Source organism: Poseidonocella sp. HB161398 (genome assembly GCF_005870025.1).
Taxonomy (GTDB): domain Bacteria; phylum Pseudomonadota; class Alphaproteobacteria; order Rhodobacterales; family Rhodobacteraceae; genus Mangrovicoccus.
Window position 1 is genome coordinate 1 of sequence record NZ_VATA01000148.1, and the last position, 5,229, is coordinate 5,229.

Here is a 5,229-nt window from a genome sequence, read left to right on the forward strand (position 1 = left end):
GCCACGGTCCCCTCCGGACTCCAGACGGCCACCCGCTCGAGGCTGCGCCTGTCGATGGCGCCCGATGCCTTCCCGGCCAAGGTGGTTTGCACGGGCATCCACTCGACACCGTTCGGCGGCGTGCACGGACCAATGGCGCGAGCCGCCTCGCTCGCCGATCCGCTTGCGCCACCGCGTCAGCGAGGACGGGGCGATTGCCGTAGGGAGGAGGATCAGAGAGCAGTACGGGGGACGGTTTTCCCGGCGAAGGTCTCGCCGGTGAGTTGCCGGAAGTACGCGGTCTCCACCCAGACGGGTCCTGTCTCGGAAGTGGGGGAAATGGGATGGGAGCGCAATCTGCGGGGGATCCGAACCCGGCAAACCGGCGGCTGCAACCGCCGGGGAGATCGCGCCATGATCGCGATTAATGACAGCTCGTCCCCTTCGCGACTGCCTGATGCCTCGGGATACGATCCTATTGAGGATCGCCTGCGGGCAAATGTCCGCGCCACCATCGAGGCGATGTCCGAGGAGGAACGGACCAAGGTTCTCGGTCGCCTCCACGACGGCCGGGACTGAACTGCTACCGCCACGGCCACCGCGAACGGCAGCTCACCGGCACATTCGGGACCGAGACGGTGCGGGTTCCGCGCGCCCGGATCGAGGAATTCGACCGTTAAGCGACCGATCCGGGGGATCGATCGCAGGGAGAATGCGGGCAAGGCCACCGAGTGGCGCTCGACGGCGCCGCCGCGCTACAGGCGGCTCACGAAGAGCGAGGAGGGAAAGCAACCAGCGTGGGGCGCTGTTTGCCGGACGAGCGAGGCGCTGATCGCTGAGGTGTATCTGGCGGGGACCAACATCCGGCGCCGCAAGCGCGCGCTGCCCGGCCTTTTCGAAGGGGCCGTCAGCAAGGAATGAGCGCCTGCGCTCCTTTGGTCCGAGCGCAGGCGCACGTGGCGGCCGGGCCTGGCGGAAGGTGAAGGTCGACTGGGACGCCTGATCTGCCCGCGATTTGGCCGACGAGGATGTCGTGCAGGTTCGGCATCTCTCTCGGACGGATCGCGGTCGATGCCGATGTCCTCGACGGCACCGTCATCCGGATCCGGCTGGACGGAAAGGCCACGAACATCTCGGTGCTAGCTGTGACCGAGGTGCGCCGTGATTGGCAGAAGGTATTGCTTTCCATCAGGAACACGGGGGACGAGAGCACTGCAGCCTGGCGTCAGTTCCTCGAGGACCTCGATGCGCGCGGCCTGAGGCGGCCCGAATTCGAGATCGTGGACGGCGCTTCGGGCCTCGAAGCCCCCCTTGTTTCGCTCTGGGGCGATGCTCTGCCCATCCAGCGCTGTAACGTCCACAGTGAGACCGGGAATGCCACTGGTCCGAAAGACCGGTCGTACCCGGAACCTCCTGGCGCATGCCTCCAAGCGTCTGCACGATGAGCTGACCGAGGGCTACCGCGACATGATCTATGCCGACACCGCCGCCGGGTGGAGCTCAGGCGGAAGGTGCCCCTGGGCAAATGGCGCCTCAAGTGCCGCGCGGGCGCCGACAGCCTCGAGGAAGCAGGCGACCGCCTCTTCAGCTTCACCCGGCGCGATCCGTCGCAATGGAAATCGGCCCGAACGACCAGCGCGATAGAATGACTGGACGAAGAATTCCGCCGCCGCATCCGGACCCGGAGCGTGCGTCCCTGCGCCGAGACCATGCCGATGCTGCTCTGGGCGCTGCCCGCCTCCGGGCAGATCCACATTCGCAAGGTCGACGGCCGGGAAACCCGCTCTCGGCCCCTCGAGCCAATGGCCCTTGCCCTCGCCGCCTGAACGCAGCCGATTTCACCTGCCCGGAGAACGCATTCAGGCAATTTCCACGGCATTCGCGACACGGCCGGGGCTGCCGCGACCGGCCGGGCTGGGGCAGCCCGGCATGAAGACATCCGATGAACCATCGGCGCGAGGGCCGCCTGTTCCAGGCACGGCAAGTTCGGTGCCGTCGCCTGCGAAGGCGGAGGGGGCGGCGCATCCGGATGCTGCGGCTGGCGAAAGCGGCGGTCGCAGGCCGTCAGTCGCGCAGCGCCGCGACAGCGCGGATCTCGATCTTCAGCTCGGGCCGGCTCAGCCCGGAGATCCCGATGATCGACCAGGCCGGGAACGGGCTCTTGATGAATTTGTGCTTCGCCTCGATGAATTCCGGAAGCGTCGTCTCGATGTCCACGTGATAGCTGGTGACATCGACGAGGTCCTGCAGGCCGAGGCCCGCGATCCTCAAGAGTTCTTCGATGCGCATCAGGGACAGCTCGGTCTGCTCGGCAACGCTTTCGGGGGCGCTTCCATCCGGGCGGGCGCCGACCTGGCCGGAAATGAACAGGAAGCCCTTCGACTTCACGGCCGGCGAGAACCCGTAGCGCTCGAATGCGGCACGATAGCCTTCGAACATCTCGTTCCCGGGCGGTATCTCGAGCGCTTCTGTTGCCATGACCTTCTCCTCGCATCTGAACCTGATCCGATCGGCCGAAACGCAGGCTGCGCGGCCAGGCTATCCTGCGGCCGGCCGCGGGGCAACCAGTCTCGCCTGCTGCGCAGCGCCGCCCTGCGCCGGCGATTTTCCAGGTACCGCGGAACGCAGGGCGGGCAGCCATGAACCGCAACGCTGCCGTTCTCCAAGGCGATCACGCCCGGGCAGACAGTCGCACGCGCCCGTCAGACTTCGGCGAGACGCCGAAAGCTCGAAGGAACGCCTGGGAGAATGCGCTATGCGAGTGGTACCCGACCGCATGCGCCACCTCGGCCACGGTCGCGCCGCCGCGGGACAGCGCCTTGCGGGCGATGGCGAGCCGCCAGGAGCGCAGGTACGAAAGTGGCGGCTGGCCAACGCGGCGGGTGAAGGCTGCCGAGAATGCCGCCCGGGACATTCCCGCCACGGCCGCGAGATCGGCCACGGTCCAGGGATGCGCGACATCTGCGTGCAGGGCCTGCAGCGCGCGGCCGATCCGGGGATCGAGAAGCGCGCCGACCCATCCGCTTCCGGCGGGATCCACCAGCCCGGCATAGGCGCGGAAGGTCTCGACCAGCAGGATGTCGGCCAGGCGCGCGCTCACGATCCCGGCGCCAATCGCCTGCCGGTCGATCTCGTCCGAGATGAGGGACAGGATGGTCGAAATGGCGCTGGCACCCGACATGCGCCGCGGCACGGCCATGAAGTCCGGCAGCATGTCCAGCAGGAAATCGGCGCTCGCCCCGGCAAAGGTGACGGTTCCGCCGATCGAGACCGTCTCGTCTCCGCCGATGCGGGCAAGATCGCGGCCGGCGCCCTCGTAAAGCGGCGCTCCATCCACCGGAGCCAGGGCCGGATCGCTGGAAACGGCATAGGGCGCGGCGCCGATGAGGCAGATGTCGCCGGCGTCCATCCGATGCGGCGCCCGCCCTGGCAGCTGCATCCAGCACCCTCCCCGCAGCATCGCCACGAATTTCAGCCGCTCGATGGCGGGAAAGGACAGAGCCCAGTCCCCTTCCGCTTCCAGCCGCGTCCGCCGCGTGACCCGCGCGCCGAGCACCTCCAGCACATCGGACAGGGGATCCAGCGCAGAACTGGACGCTTGCGACAATTTCAAAGACCCTGTGGCATCGTTCATCTTGCAAGCCTGCCATAGATCCGGATCGAGGGATACAGACCAGAAGGCCATTCATCATGACAGTCGAGAACAAGGTCGTCGCCATCACCGGCGCAAGCAGCGGCATCGGACGGGCGACGGCGAAACTGCTGGCGGCCCGGGGGGCGGCGGTCGTGCTGGGCGCGCGCCGGGGCGCCGTCCTAGAAGAGCTTGCCGCGGAGATCGCCTCGGGCGGCGGGGCGGCTGCATGCCGGGCAACGGATGTGCGCCGCCGCGCAGACCTCGAGGCGCTGGTGGCGACGGCGGTCGCGCAGTTCGGGCGGCTCGATGCCATCGTCAACAATGCCGGGACCGGCCCGATCTCGCGCTTCGATGCGCTGCGTGTCGACGACTGGGACGAGATGATCGATGTGAACCTGCGCGGCACGCTCTACGGCATCGCCGCCGCCCTGCCGGTCTTCGCGCGTCAGGAGCACGGGCATGTCATCAATGTCGTCTCGACGGCGGGCCTCAGGATCCTGCCGACGATGGGCGTCTACGCCGCCACCAAGAATGCCGTGCGAACGGCGACCGAGGCGCTGAGGCAGGAAGCGGGACCATCGCTGCGCGTCACCGAGGTCTCGCCCGGAATGGTCTCGACGAATTTCGCGGAAAGCATCACCGACGAAACCGTCCGGGAGGCAATGGCCGGCCGGATGAGCGGGACCGCAATGGAACCGGAGGCGGTCGCGCGGGCCATCCTCTTTGCCCTCGAACAGCCTGCAGAGGTCGATGTCGGGAGCATCGTGATCAGGCCGACCGCCCAGGGCTGACGGCGGGCGGTCGCTTGGTCCGCATCTCTGCCGGCCGGCCGCTGGAAGATGCTGCCAGCCAGGCCAAGCGGCCGCTCGCGGAAAAGCCGCAGCGCCACGAAGCGCCGGACGACCGGACCGCAGAGCGACAGGCAGGGCCCGATGGCCGCCGGCGGGACTCTGCACGCTCTGGCCGACCCGCAGTCGGAAAGCGCTGCGGGATGGTTCGCGCGACCGGTTCAGGGAGCCCGCAGCGCCGATCGGGTGAGCGACCAGATTGGGGCGCCGCATCCGCGGGCCCTGCCCGCCCAGGGCGGATTTCGACCGGGCGCCTTCTGCGCTGGTCGCCTGCGAGGGATCCATGACGCCATGGTCGGCCAGCCTGGAACGGGACTGGACGCGCGGCTGCCGGCCCTGGACGGAGAGCGCGAGAGGCTTGCCGTCACGCGAGTCGGCACGGCGCTGCCGGACGGGAGCGCGGAACGCGATGCAAGCGGCCCGGGACCCTCCGGCATGCCGCAGATCCAATGCACGTGGTCCTGGATGCAGCTGGTGAGTTCTAATCCGGTTGCGACATAGGTTCGGGTTCAGATTAGCCTGGCGAGTTCCTCGCGGAAAGCTTCGGCCGGGGTCCGGTAGCCAAGGCACTTCCTCGGCGTGACGTTGAGGCGGTCGCAAATCGACCTCATGGATCGATTTGGGAGCGCCGACACAGCGGTGTCCCGGGGCAGGTAGCGGCGCGCGCGGAGGTTGAGGTTCTCGACCTGGCCCTTCTGCCACGGCGCCTGGGGATCACAGAACCATGCCTCGGTGCCCATGCCGGTGCCGAGTTCGCGCCACGAAGTG

4 protein-coding genes and 1 pseudogene are annotated in these 5,229 nt (G+C 68.1%); 2 read left to right on the top strand and 3 right to left on the bottom strand.

The window, feature by feature from the left end:
* The first annotated feature begins 393 nt into the window (after positions 1 to 393).
* Positions 394 to 1,805: pseudogene (locus FGX59_RS35810) on the top strand (transposase).
* Positions 1,806 to 2,043: 238 nt separating this feature from the next.
* Here the strand turns inward: FGX59_RS35810 and FGX59_RS35815 are convergent.
* Positions 2,044 to 2,457, bottom strand: coding sequence for a RidA family protein (locus FGX59_RS35815; protein WP_171061002.1), 414 nt, complete (start codon positions 2,455 to 2,457; stop codon positions 2,044 to 2,046).
* Positions 2,458 to 2,650: 193 nt separating this feature from the next.
* On the bottom strand, positions 2,651 to 3,664 hold the full coding sequence (locus FGX59_RS35820; RefSeq protein ID WP_206078541.1) for an AraC family transcriptional regulator: 1,014 nt from the start codon (positions 3,662 to 3,664) through the stop codon (positions 2,651 to 2,653).
* A gap of 5 nt (positions 3,665 to 3,669) precedes the next feature.
* Between FGX59_RS35820 and FGX59_RS35825 the strand changes: the two genes are divergently transcribed.
* Entirely contained in the window at positions 3,670 to 4,404 is a 735-nt protein-coding gene (locus FGX59_RS35825; RefSeq protein ID WP_138473339.1) for an SDR family oxidoreductase, read from the top strand.
* Positions 4,405 to 4,970: 566 nt separating this feature from the next.
* Here the strand turns inward: FGX59_RS35825 and FGX59_RS38390 are convergent.
* Positions 4,971 to 5,229, bottom strand: a 259-nt coding sequence (locus FGX59_RS38390) for an IS30 family transposase (protein ID WP_138473340.1), incomplete at its 5' end; no start/stop codon positions are given.